This window comes from Streptomyces hilarionis (assembly GCF_024539675.1).
GTDB classification, from domain to species: Bacteria; Actinomycetota; Actinomycetes; order Streptomycetales; family Streptomycetaceae; genus Streptomyces; species Streptomyces hilarionis.
Genome location: NZ_JAHHIT010000560.1, coordinates 1 through 344 on the forward strand (window position 1 = coordinate 1; position 344 = coordinate 344).

The window sequence follows — 344 nt, forward strand, 5'->3', positions numbered from 1 at the left end:
CCTTTGTCGGCAGTGAAGAGCTGATCGAAGTGTACAACCCGGCCGACGCCGCCTTGCTGGCGCGGGTACCGCAGGCCACCACCGTGCAGGTCGAGCGCGCCATCGCCGCCGCGCGCAAGGCGCAAAAAGGCTGGGCCGCGAAACCGGCCATCGAACGCGCCGGTTACCTGCGCCAGATCGCCAACAAAGTGCGCGCCAACGCCGACCGCCTGGCGCGCATAATCACCCAGGAGCAAGGCAAGGTGCCGGGCCTGGCGCTGGTGGAGGTCAACTTCACCGCCGACTACCTCGACTACATGGCCGAATGGGCGCGCCGTCTGGAAGGCGAAGTGCTGACCAGTGAC

At 67.2% G+C, this 344-nt stretch carries 1 protein-coding gene; it reads left to right on the forward strand.

What is annotated here, in order from left to right:
• On the forward strand, window positions 1–344 hold a 344-nt coding region (locus tag KMS84_RS44215), incomplete at both ends, for an aldehyde dehydrogenase family protein (RefSeq protein ID WP_256921483.1).